Here is a 15,262-nt window from a genome sequence, read left to right as displayed (position 1 = left end):
ACCCTAATCCACGCTGATCGTTGCTATGGGCATCGGCTTGGTGGTGGCCGCGAGCACCGCGACGGGGATCAGCAGCAGGCCGCAGACCACGGCCAGCCAGTGGAAACCGAAGTACGCCAGGATCGGGCCGGAGGCGATGCCCGCGATCGAGGCGAGGATGCCCATGGTGAGGTCGGACAGGCCCTGGGCCGAGGTGCGGATGTCTTCGGGGACGGAGCGGGACAGCAGCGTCGAGCCGGCCACCAGGCAGCAGGACCAGCCGAGACCGAGCAGGAACAGCGCCACCCCGGTGAGGCCGTGCGCCTCGTCCGGAGCGAGCGCGGCGAGCGTCATCGCGATCGCGAGCACCGCCAGCCCGATCCCGATGGTCGGCACCCGGCCGAGCCGGTCGGCCAGCCAGCCCGTCACCGGCGACAGCGCGAACATACCGGCGACGTGACCGCTCAGGACGAACCCGACGATCGTCAACGAAGCTCCGTGGTGCGTCAGGTGCACCGAAGTCATCGACATCACGCCGACCATCACCGCGTGCGCGGTGGCGATCGCCAGCAGGCCCAGCCGGGCGTGCGGGACGGCCACGACCTGCCGGAACGTCGCCACGAGCGGCTGGCGCTCGACCGCGCCCTTCGGCCGGAACTGCTGCAACCGGCGCATCCCGAGCCAGACGATCGCGGCGCTCACCCCGAAGGCGACCACGGAGAAGAGGTAGGGACCGGCGAGCGCGATCAGGCCGGCGGCCTCGCCGACCGAGCCGCCGATCCCGGTCAGGTTCGGGCCGACGACCACGCCGATCGTGGTCGCCCAGACGACCACGGCCAGCGAGCGGGCGATGCGATCCGGGTCGGCCGCGTCCGTGGCGGCGTACCGGGACTGCAGGTTGGAGGCGGACCCGCTGCCGAACAGGCAACCGGCGAACAGCAGCAGTGCGAGCGAGCCCACCTGGGCGGCGACGATCGTCAGCAGCGCCCCGGCGAAGGCGATCAGGTAGCCGGTGGTCAGCGACGCTCGGCGCCCGTGCGAGCGCGCCAGCCGGGCCAGCGGTACGGCGAGCAGCGCGGCGCCCAGCGTGGTCGAGGTGGCGACCAGCCCGGCCATCGAGGTCGAGCCCGACACGTTCTCGGCCAGCAGGCCGGCAACGGCGAACCCGCTCGCTGTGGCCACGCCGCCGAGCGCGTTGCTGGTGACCAGGACCTTCAGGGTGGTTCGCTGCAGGTCGGCGGGTCTCTGGTCGACGGTCACGGGCTCACCTTCTCATCTCCCTGACCGGGAAGGCAGCTCAGTTCGGGTGTTCGCCATCGTTCCCAGTTTGTGGGTTGCACGCATTTTCGAGCATGGACGTCCGCCGATCCGCGCTTATAGGATCGATCTGACGTAACTCGACCCTCCCTTTGGAGTCCCGATGCCCGACATCGCGATCGTCCCTGCACCCCGCGAGCTCACCGCCACCGAAGGGCGGTGGATCGCCGAGGATCCGGCCGCGGAGGCGGTCCGGACGGTGGTGGAGAACCTCGGTGAGACCGAGTACCGCATCGACGTCACCCCGGACGGCGCCCGGCTCTCGGCCGGCTCCGAGGACGCGCTGCGGCACGCGGAGACGACGTACGAGCAACTGCTGGACGCCGCCGAGCCGGCCGAGGACGGCAAGGTCGCGGTGCCGGCCGTGCGGATCGCGGACGCGCCGCGGTTCGGCTGGCGGGGGATGATGCTCGACGTCGCCCGGCACTTCATGCCGAAGGACTTCGTCCTGCGGATCATCGACGTGATCGCCCTGCACCGGCTGAACGTGCTGCACCTGCACCTCACCGACGACCAGGGCTGGCGGGTCCAGATCGACGCCTACCCGAAGCTCACCGAGATCGGTGCGTGGCGGGACCAGTCGATGGTCGGGAAGATGACCCACCACCAGACCGAGTTCACCTACGACGGCGTCCGGCACGGCGGCTTCTACACCAAGGACGAGCTCCGCGAGATCGTCGCGTACGCCGGCGAGCGGGGCATCACCGTGGTCCCGGAGATCGACCTCCCGGGGCACATGCAGGCCGCGATCGCGGCGTACCCGGAGCTCGGCAACTTCCCCGAGAACCAGCTCGGCGTCCGGCAGATCTGGGGGATCAGCGACGACGTGCTGAACGTCAACGACGAGACCGTCGAGTTCGTGAAGACCGTGCTGCGCGAGGTCCTGGAGATCTTCCCGAGCCCGTACATCCACCTCGGCGGCGACGAGTGCCCGGCGGTCCAGTGGGGCGAGGCGGACGCGGCCCAGAAGCGTCAGGCCGAGCTCGGCCTGAGCGAGCCGAGCCAGTTGCAGGGGTGGTTCACCGCGCAGGTTGCCGAGGTGCTCGCCGAGGAGGGCCGTCGGCTGGTCGGCTGGGACGAGATGGTCGAGACCGACTGCCCGAAGGACGCGGTCATCATGGCGTGGCGGAGCGCCCAGCGCGGCGAGGTCGCGGTGAAGGCCGGCCACGACACCGTGATGGCGCCGTGCGAGTCGGTGTACTTCGACTACTACCAGGGCGACCCGTCGACCGAGCCGCTGGCGATCGGCGGGTTCATCCCGCTGGAGAAGGTCTACGACTTCGAGGTGATCCCGGCTGGGCTGTCGGCCGAGGAGGAGGCCCGGATCGTCGGCACCCAGTGCCAGATCTGGACCGAGTACATGGAAGGGCCGGAGCAGGTCGGCTACATGCTGCTGCCGCGGCTGTCCGCGTTCGCCGAACGGGCCTGGGGCTCGCCGCGGACGTCGTACGACGAGTTCCTCACCCGCCTCCGCCCGCACCTGACCCGGATCGAACGCCTCGGCGTCAACTACCGCCCGCTCGACTAGCCCCGGTTGTAGGCAGGCGGGGGACGACAATTCTCCGTAAGCGCTACCTGGAGGGGTAGACGGCCTGGGTGCCGGGTGACCACGATGAGTCGTCAGCCACCCAGGCCGGAGCGGGAGGGGCCATGACCGTCGTGGGGCCGCTGGATGCGATGTTCCTGCTCGGGGAGAGCCGTGAGCAGCCCATGCATGTCGGCGGGTTGATGCTGTTCGAGCTGCCCGAGGGGGCCGGGCGCGACCACGTGTTCCCGGAAGGGTCCCGGGACTACCTGTCGCGGCTGTACCACGAGATGGTCGCCGCGCCGTCGGTCAACCCGCTGTTCGCCCGCCGGGTGCGGAACCGGCCGCGCGACCTCGGCTACTGGTCGTGGGAGCCGGACGGCGAGATCGACCTCGAGTACCACGTGCGGTTGTCCGCGCTGCCCCGGCCCGGGCGGTACCGCGAGCTGTTCGAGCTGACCAGCCGGCTGCACGGGACGCTGCTCGACCGGCACCGGCCGCTGTGGGAGATGCACCTGATCGAGGGCGTCGAGGCCGCCGGTTCGCGCTCTACAGCAAGATCCACCACTCGCTGCTCGACGGCGTGACCGCCCTCCGCTGGATGCAGGACACCCTGACCACCGACCCCGGCCGGTCGGGGATGCCCGCGACGTACGCCGTGCCGGGTGCCGGTGGCGTCGGAGCGCCCGGGTCGCTCGCGGACCTCCCGGCGCGGGCGATCGGCGCGGCCGCTCAGACGGTCGGCGGGGCCGGCCGCCTGCTCGCGGACCTCGCCGGGCTCACGCCGGTGGCGTTGAAGAGCCTCCTGCACACGACCGTGCCGTTCCAGGCGCCGCGGACCGTCCTCAACCGGCCGATCACCGGCGCCCGCCGGTTCGCCGCGCAGTCGTGGCCGATCGAACGCCTGGAGAAGGTCCGCGCGATCACCGGCGCGACCCTCAACGACGTCCTGCTGGCGATGTGTTCAGGTGCCCTGCGCAACTATCTGCTCGAGCTGAACGCCCTGCCGGACAAGGCGATGACGGCGATGGTGCCGGTGTCGCTGCGCGGCCGGGCCGACGCGCCCGGCGGTGCCAACTCGCTGAGCACGATGGTCGCCGACCTCGCCACCGACGAGGCGGACCCGGACCGCCGGATCCGCCGCATCATGGCGTCGACGAGCTACGGCAAAGGCGTGCTGTCCGCGCTCAGCCCCCTGCAGAACCTGATCATCGGCGCCGTCGGCTTCGGTGTCGCCGGGCCGGCGGCCGTGCTCCCGGGGATGGCCGGCCGGACGATGCCGCCGTACAACCTGGTCATCTCCAACGTGCCCGGACCGGCCGAGGGTCCGCTGTACTGGAACCGCTCGCGCCTGCTCGGCATGTACCCGGCGTCGATCGTGCTGAACGGTCAGGCGCTGAACATCAGCGTGACGAGCTACGACCACCACCTGCATTTCGGCCTGATCGGCTGCCGCCGGACGGTCCCACACCTCCAGCGGCTGCTCGTCCACCTCGAGACGTCCCTCGCCGAGCTGGAGAACATCCACTAGCCAGTTGGCTGGGCGAGCAGTGCGTCGATCTGGCCGACCGACTGCTCCAGACCCTCGGCCATGCCCATGCCGATCAGCTGGTCCATCTGCTCGCGCGAGTCGAACACCGACCGCAGCTCCATCCGGGTGCCGCCGTCGTGCGCCGACAGTCGCATCCGGACGGTGTTCACCGGCATGCCCTCGACCGGTTTGCCGTCGGCGTCCGCGAACCCGTCGAGGAACTCCAGCGACGTGACCGGGTCGACCTCGGTGAACCGCCACCAGCCGCGGAACTTCTCACCCTCCGGGCTGGTCATGTAGTACGTGACCTCGCCGCCGGGCGTCAGGTCGTGGTCGATCACCGTCGCCGGGTGCGACGGCGGTCCCCACCAGCGCTCCAGCTGCCGCGGGTCGGCCCACAGCCTCCACACCCGCTCCGCGGGTGCGGCGAAGTCGGCGATCACGGTCAGGGTCAGTGCGTCGAAGTCCTTGTCAACGCTGATCACGCTCATCGTTCCGGTTCCCCTCTGTCTCGGTGAGCAGCTCCGACATCCGGTCGACCCGTCCACGCCAGGTCGCCTCGAGCCGGTCGAGCGCCTCGCGCGCCCGCCGTACGGCGTCGACGTCGGTCCTCACCAGTTGCTCCCGGCCACTGCGTTGTTTGCTGACGAGCCCGGCCCGCTCCAGGACGGCGACATGCTTCTGCACCGCCGCGAAACTCATCGGATAGGCCTCCGCGAGCCGCGACACCGACGCCTCGCCGGCCAGGCACCGGCGGACGATGTCCCGCCGGGTCGAGTCGGCCAGCGCCTGCAGCAACCGGTCCACCACTTGCTCATCTACAACCATTTGGTTGTACGTTAGGCCTGCGCGACCACTGGGTCAAGACCATGCGGGATCAGCCGAACGGGACCTACAGCCGGACCGTGCCGGACGGGGTCTCGAAGACGGCGGAGACCAGACCGGGCTGGCCGTTGGGACGCCAGTCGACGTCCAGGTCGTCGAGCAGATGGTCGGCCGGATGCCCGATCCAGTCGGTCACCCGCGCCGGGTCGCCGGCGATCTCCAGCGAGGTCAGCCGGATGCCCTTGCCGCCGACCGACGGGTGCTGGGTCAGGTCGTCCCAGTGCACGAAGAACGGCAGTTGCGGGTCGGCGATCAGGCCCTTGACGCCGATCTGCCGCCAGGTCAGGTTCACCCCGTCCGGCCGGTGCCGGTTGCCGGGCACCGCCTCCCGGCCGAGGCGCTTCTCCATCCGCTCCATGTCGCGGACCGCCACCACCCAGCCGAGCCAGCCGCCGCCGAGCGCCTTGCGGGCGCGCACCGCCTGGCCGAACGGCGCCTTGTCCGAGGCCGGGTGGTCGAGCACGTCGACGACCTCGATGTAGCGGTCGTTCTCCAGCGGGAGGACGTGGTTCACGGTGCCGAACCGCGGGTGCACCCCGCCGTCGACGAACTCGGCGCCGAGCAGGGCGGACAGCCGTTCGAGCGTCGCCTCGCACCCGTCGGGCCCGCAGGCGTACGAAAGATGATCAAGACGCATGCCAGTCATTCTGTCCCCGACCACCGACAGTCGCCGATCCGGGGGTGTCGCGGACTACCCTCGGCTGCATGCGCACAGTCGTCGTCGGAGGCACCGGTCATATCGGTACGTACCTGGTCCCGGAGCTGGTCCGGCTCGGTCACGAGGTCGTCGTCCTCAGTCGCGGCGAGCGGTCGCCGTACCGGTCGGACGGAGCCTGGTCGCGGGTGCGGACGATCCAGGTCGACCGGGAGACGGAGGATGCCGCGGGCAGCTTCGGCGGACGGGTCGCGGAACTGGAGCCGGATGTCGTCGTCGACCTGATCTCGTTCACCGAGGACAGCACCCGTCAGCTCGCCGAGGCGGTGCAGGGAAGGATCCAGCACCTGCTGCACTGCGGCACCATCTGGATCCACGGTCCGAGTGGCCAGGTGCCGACCCGTGAGGACACTCCCCGCCGGCCGTTCGGCGAGTACGGCATCCAGAAGGCCGCGATCGAGACCTACCTGCTCGACCGCGCCCGCCGCGACGGTCTGCCGGTCACGCTGATCCACCCCGGCCACATCAGCGGTCCCGGCTGGACGCCGATCAATCCGGCCGCCAACCTCGACCTCGGTGTCTTCGAGAAGCTTGCCCGGGGCGACGAACTGCTGCTGCCGAACCTCGGCCTCGAGACCGTCCAGCACGTGCACGCGGCCGATGTCGCCGGCATGTTCCTCGCCGCGCTGCGGAACCACTCGGTCGCGACCGGCGAGAGCTTCCACGCCGTCGCCGAAGGCGCGATGACGCTGCGTGGGTACGCCGAAGGGGTCGCCGAGTGGTTCGGCCAGGACGCGAAGCTCGGCTTCCTGCCCTGGGACGAGTGGCGCAAGACCGTCTCCGAACGCGACGCGGCCGCGACCTACGACCACATCGCCCACAGCCCGCACTGCTCGATGGAGAAGGCCGCGCGCCTACTCGGCTTCCGGCCGCGCTACTCCGCGCTCGACGCCGCGCTGGCCGGCGTCAGCTGGCTGGTGGACAACGGCAAGATCACTGAGAAGCGGGGTGCGGGAGGAGCCGGCCGGCCTCCAGGTATTCGCGGCAGTACGTCGCCAGGACGTCGTACGCCTTGAGACCCATCAGCGTCTGCAGCTCCACCTTGCTGGACTCGAAGACGGCCTCGACGCCGATGTGAGCCTCGGTGTTGCCGGTGCAGTACCAGTCCAGGTCGTGCCCGCCCGGACCCCAGCCGCGCCGGTCGTACTCACCGATGCCGACCTCGGTGTACGTCGTACCGTCCGGGCGCTCGACCTCGCGGAAGGTCCGGCGGATCGGCAGCTGCCAGCAGACGTCCGGCTTGGTCTCGACGAAGTGCACGCCCCTCTTCAGGGCCAGGCCGTGCAGCGCGCATCCGCCGCCACCGGGGAAGTCCGGCCGGTTCAGGAAGATGCAGGCGCCGTCCCAGACCCTGGTCTTGCGGTCACCGTCGTCGTCGGTCTCGACCCAGCCGTTCTTCCGGCCCTCCTTGCGGAACTGCCAGTCCTCCTTGGTCAGCTCCTTGACGTACGCCTTCACCCGCTTCTCGTCGTCGGCGTCGGAGAAGTGCGCGCCGAGCGTGCAGCAGCCGTCGTTCGGCCGGCCCTTGTAGATGCCCCGGCAGCCGCCGCCGAAGATGCAGGTCCAGTTGGACGTCAGCCAGGTCAGGTCGCAGCGGAAGACCTGGTCGGGGTCCTCGGGGTCGATGAACTCGACCCAGGCACGGGGAAAATCGAGAGAAACCTCAGGCACCTGGAAAGCGTACGCGCCCGAGCCCGGCAACTGTGAACGGCGACTCCGGAACGCGCCCGGCTTCTCGTGGTCCAGTAGCGTGAGGGTATGCGGCTCGGCGTACTCGACGTGGGATCCAACACCGTCCACCTGCTCGTGGTGGACGCGCATCGCGGTGCCGCGCCGCTGCCGGCGTACTCGCACAAGGCCGACCTGCGGCTGGCCGAGCACCTCGCGAAGGACGGCAAGATCGCCTCGTCCGGGGCCGACGGGCTGCTCTCGTTCGTCAAGGAGGCCTCGGTGCTGGCCGAGGACAAGGGCTGTGAGTCGGTGCTCGCGTTCGCCACCTCCGCCCTGCGCGAGGCGCCGAACGGCCTGGCGGTGCTGGACCGGGTCCGCCAGGAGACCGACGTCGACCTGCAGGTGCTGACCGGCGAGGACGAGGCCCGGCTGACGTTCCTCGCCGTCCGCCGCTGGTTCGGCTGGTCGTCCGGGCGGCTGGCGGTGTTCGACATCGGCGGCGGTTCGCTGGAGATCGCGGCCGGGTCCGACGAGGAGCCGACGGTCGCGGTGTCGGTCCCGCTCGGCGCCGGCCGGCTGACCCGCGAGGCCCTGACCTCGGACCCGCCGGACAAGGACGAGGTCCGGGCGCTGCGCAAGCGGATCCGGATGGAGATGGCCGCGGTGGCCGGGAGGGTACTGCGGGCCGGCAAGCCGCAGCGTTCGGTCGCCACCAGCAAGACGTTCCGCTCGCTGGCCAGGATCTGCGGGGCCGCGCCGTCGGACGAGGGGCCGTACGTGCCGCGTGGGCTGGACCGCGACGACCTGGCCCAGTGGATGCCGAAGCTGACCAAGATGTCCACGGCCGAGCGGGCCGAGCTGCCCGGGGTGTCGGCCGGCCGGGCGTCCCAACTGCTCGCCGGCGCGCTGGTCGCGGACGCGGTGATGGACCTGTTCGACCTGCCGTCGCTCGAGGTCTGTCCCTGGGCGCTGCGGGAGGGTGTCATCCTGTCCCGGCTCGACCAGCTGCAACCCCGATGAACCTGTCGAACCACCGCGAAGGCACCAGATGAGCACCAGCAAGACCGCCCGGATCGGCCTGTCGACCGCGTCTGTCTACCCCGAGTCGACGGCCAGCGGGTTCGAGCTTGCGGCCCGGCTCGGGTACGACGGCGTCGAGGTGATGGTCGGCATCGACCCGCTGAGCACCCAGATCGACGCGGTCCAGCGACTGGTCGACTACCACCAACTGCCGGTGCTGGCGATCCACGCACCGTGTCTGCTGATCACGCAGCGGGTCTGGGGCACCGACCCGTGGGAGAAGCTGGAGCGCAGCGCCGAGGCCGCGAAGGTGCTCGGCGCGGACGTGGTCGTCGTCCACCCGCCGTTCCGCTGGCAGCGCGACTACGCGCGCGGTTTCGTCGACGGGATCGCCCGGCTCGAGGACGAGACCGGCGTGATCTTCGCGGTCGAGAACATGTACCCGTGGCGGGCGCCGGGCCGCGGCCTGCAGGCGTACGCGCCGAGCTGGGACCCGACCGAGCAGGACTACGCCCACACCACCCTCGACCTGTCGCACTCGTCGACCGCCGAGCAGGACTGCGTCGAGCTCGCCGAGACGATGGGCAAGAGCCTCACGCACCTCCACCTGACCGACGGGACGGGGTCGGCGAAGGACGAGCACCTGGTGCCGGGCCGGGGGACCCAGCGGGCCGCGGACCTGCTCCACAACCTCGCGAACCAGGACTTCCGCGGGCACATCATCATCGAGATCAACACCCGCCGGGCGACCAGCCGGTCCGAGCGTGAGGTCGACCTGGTCGAGTCGCTCGAGTTCACCCGCAAGCACTTCGTCCGCTCGTCCTCCCGCCGGTCCTCGTTCGCGGTCACCCCCGAGGGGGAGATCTCGGAGCTCACCCGATGACGAAGTCCGCGACCGACGGTCCGTCGCCGGCGGGCCGACGTACCGCGGCGGCCGGCACACCGGCGTCCGGAACCGGGACGGCCGGCGCCGTGGAGGGCGGCGGCTCGGCGGGCCGGGGAGTGGGGAAGGGGCGGCGGCCGGGCGGGCCGGACACGCGCGGGGAGATCCTGCGGGCGGCCCGGGACTCCTTTGCGGACAAGGGTTTCACCGCGACCTCGATCCGTGCGATCGCCCGCGAGGCCGGCGTGGACGCGGCCCTGGTGCACCACTACTTCGGCAGCAAGGACGAGCTGTTCATCGAGTCGATGGCCCTGCCGGTGGATCCCCGCCAGGTCGCGGCGCAGATCATGGACGGCCCGGCGGACGAGCTCGGCCGCCGGATCGCGACCGTCTTCCTCGGGGTCTGGGAGTCGCCCGACGGCCAGCAGAGGATGAAGGCGATCATCCGCAGTGTGGTGAGCAGCGACGCGGTGGCCCGGATCATGCGTGAAGGCATGGGCCAGATGATCATCCAGCCGGTGTCGCGCTTCCTCGACACCCCCGACGCCCACCTGCGCGTCGGCCTGGCCGCGACCCAACTGATCGGCGTCGCGATGGCCCGCTACCTGATCGAGCTCGAGCCGATCGCGTCCGCCGAGCTCGGCACCCTGATCGACCGGCTGGCCCCGGTGCTGCAACATCACCTGACGGGCTAATGCAGCTCCCGACCGACCGCGAGCTCCGCGCCCTGCATCGCGATCACGCACCCACCCGCGGGGCCTTCGAGTCCGTCTTCGTGCATTGCGAACTCGTCTGCCGGATCGCCGAGCAGTTCCTTCCCGGACTGGACGTCGACGGCGATCTCGTCCGGGCGGGCTGTCTGCTGCACGACATCGGCGTCTACCGGCTGTACGACGACTCCGGCGTACTCGACTCGGTCGGCTACATCCGGCACGGCGTACTCGGGCACGAACTGCTCCACGACCTCGGCTTCCCCGATGAACTCGCCCGCTTCTGCTCCCGGCACACCGGGGTCGGTCTCACGCGGGACGACGTACGGCGGCAAGCGCTGCCGATCCCGGTCGACGACTACGTGCCCGGGACGCCGGAGGAGGAGCTCGTCCTGTACGCGGACAAGTTCCACAGCAAGCGCACGCCGCCGGTCTTCGTGTCCGGCGACGCGTACTCGGCCCTGGTCGCGCGGTGGGGTGCGGACAAGGTGACGACGTTCGGCCGGCTGCGGCAGCGGTACGGCGACCCGGACCTGGAGTCCCTGAGCTCGCAGAGCGGCCACTCGGTGATCTGAACCTCTTGCCAACGCGACGGCTCAGGTTCTAAATTCATCACATGATGAAAAACGCGGTGAGCTGCCGGGACGTCGTGGTGGTCCGCGGCGACCGGGAGGTCCTGCACGGGGTCGGGTTCGACCTCCGCGCCGGGACCGTGACCGGGTTGCTCGGCCCGTCCGGGTGCGGCAAGACGACGCTGATCCGGGCGATCGTCGGACTGCAGGCCAAGGTCACCGGCGACGTGTCGGTCCTCGGCCAGCCGGCGGGTGCGCCCAAGCTGCGCGGCCGGATCGGGTACGTGACCCAGGAGCCGAGCGTGTACGGCGACCTGAGCGTCTCGGAGAACCTGCGTTTCTTCGCCGCCGTCCTCGGGGTGCCGGCCGACGACGTCGACCGGGTCGTCGACGCGGTGGATCTGCGGTCGCATGCCGACGTACGCGTCGATCGTCTGTCCGGCGGTCAGCGGTCCCGGGCCTCGCTGGCCGCGGCGCTGCTCGGCAACCCCGAGCTCCTGGTGCTGGACGAGCCGACCGTCGGTCTGGACCCGGTGCTCCGGCGCGACCTGTGGAACCTCTTCCACTCGTTGGCGGACGCCGGCTCGACGCTGCTCGTCTCCAGTCACGTGATGGACGAGGCGTCGCGCTGCGACCGGCTGCTGCTCATGCGCGACGGCGACCTGCTCGCCGACGACACCCCGCAAGCCCTGCTCGACGCGGTCGGAACCGACGACATCGAGCAGGTGTTCCTCACCCTCATCGAACAGAAGGCAGGTTCGCGATGACGCCCCGGGTCACCTTCGCCGTCGCCGCGCGCGTGCTCGCCCAACTGCGCCGCGACCATCGGACCGTCGCCATGCTGGTCGTGCTGCCGGCGTTGCTGGTCAGTTTGATGTGGTGGATGTTCGTCGACTCGCCGGCGACGTTCGACCGCTTCGGCGGGCCGCTGCTCGCGGTCTTCCCGGCGATCATCATGTTCGTCGTCACGTCGGTCGCCACGTTGCGCGAGCGGTCGTCGGGCACGTTGTCCCGGCTGTTCACGATGCCGATGGGGAAGCTCGACTTCCTGTTGGGGTATGCGCTGGCGTTCGCGCTGATCGCCGTCGTCCAGGCGCTCGTGGTCGTCTCGATCGCCTTGTACGCCTTGGATCTCGACGTCCAGGGCGCCGCGTGGCAGCTCGGCGTGGTCGCCGTACTCGACGGTGTCCTCGGTACGGCGCTGGGGCTCTTCGCGAGCGCCTTCGCGGCGACCGAGTTCCAGGCGGTGCAGATGATGCCGGCCGTGATGATCCCGCAGATCCTGCTGTGTGGCCTGCTCATTCCCCGCGATCAGCTGCCCGGCGTCCTGCACGCGATCAGCGACGTCCTGCCGCTGTCGTACGCCGTCGACGCCGTCACGAGCGTTGCCGCCGGCAACGGCTTCACCACCGGCGCCGGCACCGACGCCCTCGTCGTCCTCGCCTTCATCCTCGCCGCCCTCACCCTAGGAGCCGCCACCCTCCGCCGCCGCACAGCCTGAGTTCACCCCCAAACTCCTGTGCGTGAAGAGACTGTGCCGCCTAAGGTGAGTCGGCATGGAGGCTCTTGTCCCGCATCCGCCTGGTCGGGCTCAGGCGTGGGGTGACTGCGATCCGGATGTCCGGGCCTACGTTGTCGACACGTTGGATGCGACCGGTCTGCGGCCCGTCGGCGTCTACGTGCACGGCTCGCTCGCGATGGGATGCTTCTACCGGGCAAAGAGCGACGTGGACGTCCTGGTGGTCGTCCCGGAAACACTGACCCCGGCCGAGCGTGAGCACGTCGCACAGACACTCGCCCACCGCGCCGCACACCGACCCATCGTCGGCGACCTCGAGCTGTCGGTCCTCACCGAAGACCAAGCGGCGAATCACCAACACCCAAGGCCGTTCGAGGTGCATTACTCGGCTGCTTGGACCGCCAGGATCCTCGCCGGCGACGTTGACTACACCGCCACCCACCAAGACCCGGACCTCGCCGCCCACCTCACCGTCACCCGCCACCGCGGTGCGACCGTGAGCGGCCCACCCCCGGCAGACGTCTTCGCCTCCGTCCCGTACGGCGACTACCTCGCAGCCATCACCGCCGACCTCGACGACATCCTCGCCGGCGACGAGATCCTCGCGTCGCCGTACTACGGCGTACTCAACGCCTGCCGCGTCCTGGCAACGCGCGCCCTCGGCCCAGGAACCGTCCTCAGCAAAGAAGAAGCCGTTCCCTGGGCCCGAGCGAACCTACCGCCCCAACACCACCCGCTCATCGACCAAGCCCTCACCTGCTACCGAAGCACCCGCCCCGTCACCCCCACCGAACGCCCCACCGACGGCCACCCCTGGAATCACCCCGCCCTACTGAACTTCCGCGACACGATCCGTGCCGCGCTCGACGATCACTCGCCGAAGAGCCAGTCGGATTTGACTGGGGGTGCCCAGCGGAAGTAGGTGGGGTCGGCGTAGGTGCCGGGGAGTTTGCCGTGGCCGGTGATCGAGGTGCTCGGGCCGTCGGCGTGGCCGAAGGTGTACAGGTACGCCGAGCCGGTGTCCTTGTCGATGCCGACGACAACGGTTCCGTAGTTGCCGCACTGGCCGGCGACCAGGTGCTCGAAGCCCTGCCAGGTGGCCGTGCGGACCTTCGTGACGACCGGCTTCATCGCGGTGTTGACCGGGATCCGGATGGTGTAGAGCGCGCCGCCGCGGGTGTTCGCGAGGAAGGTGTCGTACGCCGCCGCCTTGCTGATCAGCGTCATCGACTTGACCGCCGCGAACCCGGGCGCCGAGCCGTACGCCTGCCAGCCGCCGGCGTCGCCGACCACCCAGCGGAACAGTACGCCGTCGTTGCGCAGCGCGTACTCGTACGTGCGCGGATGCGTCGGGTTGTCGTTGAACGACGAGTGCTCGAAGTCGGTGAACGCACTCCAGCCGCCGCCGATCCGCGCCAGCTTCGACGACTTGACCGCACCGTTCGTGCCGAGCTCGAGCCAGTGCTGGTACATCGCATCGCCGAGCACGACCCGCCCGTACCGGCTGGACCCGGTCGGCACGGACTCGTTCACGAACGACCCGCTGAGCCGTGCTGCCCCGTCGGCGTACACGTTCGGCGTGACGGCACGAGCCCCGGCGGTCGGCGGGGTGGTCGCGGTGATCCGCTGCAGCACCTGGTCACCCCCGGCCGTCACGGAGCCGAGATTCATCGCACAGGCCGCGGCATTCTGCGTCTTCGCACTCGCCGCCGCCGGGCTGACGACCAGCCCCGCGGTCACAGCCAACATGGTTAAAGCAACCGGCAACTTCCGCATGTCCCCCACCTCTCATCGGTACGTCGACTCGCGGGTATAGACACCCCCACCCCCGATTTAGTTGCCGACCACCAGACGAACAACCGGGCGCGTGGGGGATTACCCGGCGAGGTGGGAGACGTTGGTCCAGGCGGGGTCGGGGGTTACGGAGACGGTGACCCGGCCGTGGGGCCAGCCGGTGGTGGCGGCTCGGAGTTGTTCGCCGGCGGGGGTCGTGCCGTCGACGTAGTAGTGCAGCGTGCGGATGCCGGCGGTGGTTTCGTGGGCGAGGAGGTTGCCGGAGCCGCCGAGGCGGTCGGTGAGGTGGTCCTCGAACTGGCGGAGCTCGTCGAGCATCTCCGTCTCGGGCAGGCCGTCCTCGCGACGTACCGGATAGCCGATCGACACGGCCGCGTGGGTGTCCAGCTGCGGCCGCCGGATCGACCGCAGCGGATATTCGGCGGTCGCGATGATCCGCTGACCGGCGCGCGTCCCCTCGAGCATCTTCCACGCGGGACTCCCGTCCGCCAGCGTGTGCTCGCCCGCGAACGCGGCGACCGTCGGCAGCAGCGTCGAGATCGGCGAACCGTCGGCCGGCGCGTCCGACAGCGGCTCGATCGCGCCGACCCACGTCTCGACCATCTCCTCGCCCAGCACCAGGTCGAGTATCAGGAAGGTCACCTGCCGCTGCGCGTCGACCGGCAGCGACGGAAAGACAGGGTGATGTACGCCGACATGGATCGCGGCCGCCTCAGGATCGGTCGTGACCACGGCCTCGTCGACCGCGATCTGCGGCAGACCCTCGAAGCGGATCGTGGCCGCCGGCCCGGGGCGCCGCAGGTCGGCGTACTCCCAAGTCTGGTCGGACGGCGGCGCCGCCCGCAGCCACCGGCGCGCGGTCGCCCGCAGGCCGGGGTCGCCGGCGGCGGTGACGATCAGCACGTACTCGGCGTGCAGACCTGGCCCGAGCTCCCACTCGAGGTCGGGATGGATCCGGCCGAGGTGCTCGGACAGTACGGCGGCCTCGGCGGGCTGCTGTCGCGCGACGGCGCCGGCGACCAGCGTGGCGCCGGATCCGGTCCACCAGGACCAGAACGCGCCGATCCGGTCGGCCTCCCCGGTGGTGCGCTTGCGACGCTTGAAGATGGGCATGCCGCATCCTCTCCCGGCCGGGGTGCGG

At 70.4% G+C, this 15,262-nt stretch carries 17 protein-coding genes and 1 pseudogene; 11 read left to right on the top strand and 7 right to left on the bottom strand.

Going from position 1 to position 15,262, the window contains the following annotated elements:
• Positions 1–3: 3 nt before the first annotated feature.
• Positions 4–1,239: an MFS transporter gene (locus ACQPYZ_RS32775; RefSeq protein ID WP_433162859.1), complete on the bottom strand. Its 1,236-nt coding sequence runs from the start codon at positions 1,237–1,239 to the stop codon at positions 4–6.
• Between the two features lie 160 nt (positions 1,240–1,399).
• On the opposite strand from ACQPYZ_RS32775, the gene ACQPYZ_RS32770 reads away from it, so the two are divergent.
• The 3 genes and pseudogenes from ACQPYZ_RS32770 to ACQPYZ_RS32760 all read left to right on the top strand — a co-directional run bounded on the left by ACQPYZ_RS32770 (position 1,400) and on the right by ACQPYZ_RS32760 (position 4,352).
• On the top strand, positions 1,400–2,824 hold the full coding sequence (locus ACQPYZ_RS32770) for a beta-N-acetylhexosaminidase (RefSeq protein ID WP_433162858.1): 1,425 nt from the start codon (positions 1,400–1,402) through the stop codon (positions 2,822–2,824).
• A gap of 122 nt (positions 2,825–2,946) precedes the next feature.
• A pseudogene (locus ACQPYZ_RS32765) lies at positions 2,947–3,710 on the top strand (wax ester/triacylglycerol synthase domain-containing protein); the annotation flags it as partial.
• Positions 3,711–3,779: 69 nt separating this feature from the next.
• The gene (locus ACQPYZ_RS32760) at positions 3,780–4,352 is read left to right on the top strand and encodes a WS/DGAT domain-containing protein (RefSeq protein ID WP_433169812.1); all 573 of its coding nucleotides are present in this window, start codon (positions 3,780–3,782) and stop codon (positions 4,350–4,352) included.
• On the opposite strand, the gene ACQPYZ_RS32755 is transcribed toward ACQPYZ_RS32760, so the two are convergent.
• The 3 genes from ACQPYZ_RS32755 to ACQPYZ_RS32745 form a co-directional block, all read right to left on the bottom strand.
• Positions 4,349–4,843: an SRPBCC family protein gene (locus ACQPYZ_RS32755; RefSeq protein WP_433162856.1), complete on the bottom strand. Its 495-nt coding sequence runs from the start codon at positions 4,841–4,843 to the stop codon at positions 4,349–4,351. The genes ACQPYZ_RS32760 and ACQPYZ_RS32755 overlap by 4 nt on opposite strands.
• The gene (locus ACQPYZ_RS32750; RefSeq protein WP_433162855.1) at positions 4,824–5,180 is read right to left on the bottom strand and encodes an ArsR/SmtB family transcription factor; all 357 of its coding nucleotides are present in this window, start codon (positions 5,178–5,180) and stop codon (positions 4,824–4,826) included. Before ACQPYZ_RS32750 ends, ACQPYZ_RS32755 begins: the two co-directional genes overlap by 20 nt.
• A 64-nt stretch (positions 5,181–5,244) precedes the next feature.
• On the bottom strand, positions 5,245–5,874 hold the full coding sequence (locus ACQPYZ_RS32745; RefSeq protein WP_433162853.1) for a VOC family protein: 630 nt from the start codon (positions 5,872–5,874) through the stop codon (positions 5,245–5,247).
• Positions 5,875–5,942: 68 nt separating this feature from the next.
• On the opposite strand from ACQPYZ_RS32745, the gene ACQPYZ_RS32740 reads away from it, so the two are divergent.
• Positions 5,943–6,968, top strand: coding sequence for an NAD-dependent epimerase/dehydratase family protein (locus ACQPYZ_RS32740; RefSeq protein ID WP_433162852.1), 1,026 nt, complete (start codon positions 5,943–5,945; stop codon positions 6,966–6,968).
• Here ACQPYZ_RS32740 and ACQPYZ_RS32735 read toward each other — a convergent pair.
• A complete protein-coding gene (locus ACQPYZ_RS32735) occupies positions 6,886–7,623 on the bottom strand; it encodes a hypothetical protein (protein WP_433162850.1) in 738 nt (245 codons plus the stop codon). The genes ACQPYZ_RS32740 and ACQPYZ_RS32735 overlap by 83 nt on opposite strands.
• A gap of 87 nt (positions 7,624–7,710) precedes the next feature.
• Between ACQPYZ_RS32735 and ACQPYZ_RS32730 the strand changes: the two genes are divergently transcribed.
• From ACQPYZ_RS32730 to ACQPYZ_RS32700, 7 genes are read left to right on the top strand one after another with little or no spacing between them, the layout of a single operon-like run.
• Positions 7,711–8,643, top strand: a complete 933-nt coding sequence (locus tag ACQPYZ_RS32730; protein ID WP_433162848.1) for a Ppx/GppA family phosphatase — start codon at positions 7,711–7,713, stop codon at positions 8,641–8,643.
• A 28-nt stretch (positions 8,644–8,671) separates the two neighbouring features.
• On the top strand, positions 8,672–9,526 hold the full coding sequence (locus ACQPYZ_RS32725; RefSeq protein ID WP_433162847.1) for a sugar phosphate isomerase/epimerase family protein: 855 nt from the start codon (positions 8,672–8,674) through the stop codon (positions 9,524–9,526).
• Positions 9,523–10,221, top strand: coding sequence for a TetR family transcriptional regulator (locus ACQPYZ_RS32720; protein ID WP_433162845.1), 699 nt, complete (start codon positions 9,523–9,525; stop codon positions 10,219–10,221). Before ACQPYZ_RS32725 ends, ACQPYZ_RS32720 begins: the two co-directional genes overlap by 4 nt.
• Positions 10,221–10,811, top strand: a complete 591-nt coding sequence (locus tag ACQPYZ_RS32715) for an HDIG domain-containing metalloprotein (RefSeq protein ID WP_433162844.1) — start codon at positions 10,221–10,223, stop codon at positions 10,809–10,811. The genes ACQPYZ_RS32720 and ACQPYZ_RS32715 overlap by 1 nt, the downstream gene beginning before the upstream one ends.
• Before the next feature lie 41 nt (positions 10,812–10,852).
• A complete protein-coding gene (locus tag ACQPYZ_RS32710; RefSeq protein WP_433162842.1) occupies positions 10,853–11,575 on the top strand; it encodes an ABC transporter ATP-binding protein in 723 nt (240 codons plus the stop codon).
• Positions 11,572–12,309 carry an ABC transporter permease gene (locus ACQPYZ_RS32705; protein ID WP_433162841.1) on the top strand — a complete coding sequence of 246 codons (738 nt, stop codon included), beginning with the start codon at positions 11,572–11,574 and terminating at the stop codon, positions 12,307–12,309. Before ACQPYZ_RS32710 ends, ACQPYZ_RS32705 begins: the two co-directional genes overlap by 4 nt.
• 55 nt (positions 12,310–12,364) lie before the next feature.
• The gene (locus ACQPYZ_RS32700; RefSeq protein ID WP_433162840.1) at positions 12,365–13,249 is read left to right on the top strand and encodes an aminoglycoside adenylyltransferase domain-containing protein; all 885 of its coding nucleotides are present in this window, start codon (positions 12,365–12,367) and stop codon (positions 13,247–13,249) included.
• Here ACQPYZ_RS32700 and ACQPYZ_RS32695 read toward each other — a convergent pair.
• Positions 13,198–14,067 (bottom strand): hypothetical protein, encoded by an 870-nt coding sequence (locus ACQPYZ_RS32695; protein ID WP_433162838.1) that lies wholly within the window; start codon positions 14,065–14,067, stop codon positions 13,198–13,200. The genes ACQPYZ_RS32700 and ACQPYZ_RS32695 overlap by 52 nt on opposite strands.
• Positions 14,068–14,202: 135 nt before the next feature.
• Positions 14,203–15,234 carry a DUF695 domain-containing protein gene (locus tag ACQPYZ_RS32690; protein WP_433162837.1) on the bottom strand — a complete coding sequence of 344 codons (1,032 nt, stop codon included), beginning with the start codon at positions 15,232–15,234 and terminating at the stop codon, positions 14,203–14,205.
• Between the last annotated feature and the right edge of the window lie 28 nt (positions 15,235–15,262).

Source organism: Kribbella sp. CA-247076 (assembly GCF_050942445.1).
Classification (GTDB): domain Bacteria; phylum Actinomycetota; class Actinomycetes; order Propionibacteriales; family Kribbellaceae; genus Kribbella.
This window is presented reverse-complemented; position numbering and strand designations above follow the sequence as displayed.

Excerpts from the sequence above, each read along its gene's own strand:
- ACQPYZ_RS32705 (WP_433162841.1), top strand. The coding sequence starts at position 11,572 with ATGACGCCCCGGGTCACCTTCGCCGTCGCCGCGCGCGTGCTCGCCCAA.
- ACQPYZ_RS32755 (WP_433162856.1), bottom strand. The coding sequence starts at position 4,843 with ATGAGCGTGATCAGCGTTGACAAGGACTTCGACGCACTGACCCTGACC.
- ACQPYZ_RS32725 (WP_433162847.1), top strand. The coding sequence starts at position 8,672 with ATGAGCACCAGCAAGACCGCCCGGATCGGCCTGTCGACCGCGTCTGTC.
- ACQPYZ_RS32750 (WP_433162855.1), bottom strand. The coding sequence starts at position 5,180 with ATGGTTGTAGATGAGCAAGTGGTGGACCGGTTGCTGCAGGCGCTGGCC.
- ACQPYZ_RS32710 (WP_433162842.1), top strand. The coding sequence starts at position 10,853 with ATGATGAAAAACGCGGTGAGCTGCCGGGACGTCGTGGTGGTCCGCGGC.
- ACQPYZ_RS32690 (WP_433162837.1), bottom strand. The coding sequence starts at position 15,234 with ATGCCCATCTTCAAGCGTCGCAAGCGCACCACCGGGGAGGCCGACCGG.
- ACQPYZ_RS32745 (WP_433162853.1), bottom strand. The coding sequence starts at position 5,874 with ATGCGTCTTGATCATCTTTCGTACGCCTGCGGGCCCGACGGGTGCGAG.
- ACQPYZ_RS32700 (WP_433162840.1), top strand. The coding sequence starts at position 12,365 with ATGGAGGCTCTTGTCCCGCATCCGCCTGGTCGGGCTCAGGCGTGGGGT.
- ACQPYZ_RS32760 (WP_433169812.1), top strand. The coding sequence starts at position 3,780 with ATGTGTTCAGGTGCCCTGCGCAACTATCTGCTCGAGCTGAACGCCCTG.
- ACQPYZ_RS32730 (WP_433162848.1), top strand. The coding sequence starts at position 7,711 with ATGCGGCTCGGCGTACTCGACGTGGGATCCAACACCGTCCACCTGCTC.
- ACQPYZ_RS32770 (WP_433162858.1), top strand. The coding sequence starts at position 1,400 with ATGCCCGACATCGCGATCGTCCCTGCACCCCGCGAGCTCACCGCCACC.
- ACQPYZ_RS32740 (WP_433162852.1), top strand. The coding sequence starts at position 5,943 with ATGCGCACAGTCGTCGTCGGAGGCACCGGTCATATCGGTACGTACCTG.
- ACQPYZ_RS32715 (WP_433162844.1), top strand. The coding sequence starts at position 10,221 with ATGCAGCTCCCGACCGACCGCGAGCTCCGCGCCCTGCATCGCGATCAC.
- ACQPYZ_RS32720 (WP_433162845.1), top strand. The coding sequence starts at position 9,523 with ATGACGAAGTCCGCGACCGACGGTCCGTCGCCGGCGGGCCGACGTACC.